Source organism: Bacillus cereus, from assembly GCF_002564555.1.
GTDB classification, from domain to species: Bacteria; Bacillota; Bacilli; order Bacillales; family Bacillaceae_G; genus Bacillus_A; species Bacillus_A cereus_K.
In genome coordinates, this window is sequence record NZ_NUVD01000045.1 from 1 (window position 1) to 540 (window position 540).

The following is a 540-nucleotide window of genomic DNA, read 5'->3' on the forward strand; positions in this document are numbered from 1 at the left end:
GTTCCTTCTACTGTTGTTTGACCTACCTTTGTATTTGTAATGTCATAACCTTTTATCTCGGATTTATATCCATCTACCGATTGTTCTTTCACTGTATAGATGTAAGCTACCCCGTTTGTATCGTATGCTTGGAGTTTTTCAAATGTATACTTCCAGTTTGTTGCCGCTGTTACTTCTTTTGTNNACTTTACCGTTTTGTAGTAAATCTACTTTAACTAAGCTTGGGCGATCTGTTGCGTTGTTATCATTCCAAGTCTTTGTTCCTTCTACTTTCGTTTCGCCTACTTTTGTATTCGTAATGTCATAACCGCTTACGCTAGATTGATATCCTACTACTAGTTGTTCTTTCACTTCATACTGATAAGCTATTCCATTCGCATCGTATGCTTCTAAATCTGCAAATATATATTTCCAACCCATTACTGCTAGTACGTCTTGTGTTTTGATTACGTTTCCGTTTTGTAGTAAGTCTACTTTGATCATTGTCGGTCGATTTATTGCGTTTCCGTCTTTCCACGTCTTCGTTCCTTCTACTGTTGT

Annotated in this window: 2 protein-coding genes; both read right to left on the minus strand. The window is 37.0% G+C overall.

Features of this window, described 5'->3' with window-relative positions; genetic code table 11:
* A partial coding sequence (locus COI75_RS27140) for a Cna B-type domain-containing protein (RefSeq protein ID WP_218006717.1) occupies nt 1-206 on the minus strand: 206 nt, incomplete at its 3' end.
* Nucleotides 139-483: a Cna B-type domain-containing protein gene (locus COI75_RS17110; RefSeq protein ID WP_439897251.1), complete on the minus strand. Its 345-nt coding sequence runs from the start codon at nt 481-483 to the stop codon at nt 139-141. The genes COI75_RS17110 and COI75_RS27140, both read right to left, overlap by 68 nt.
* Nucleotides 484-540: the final 57 nt, after the last annotated feature.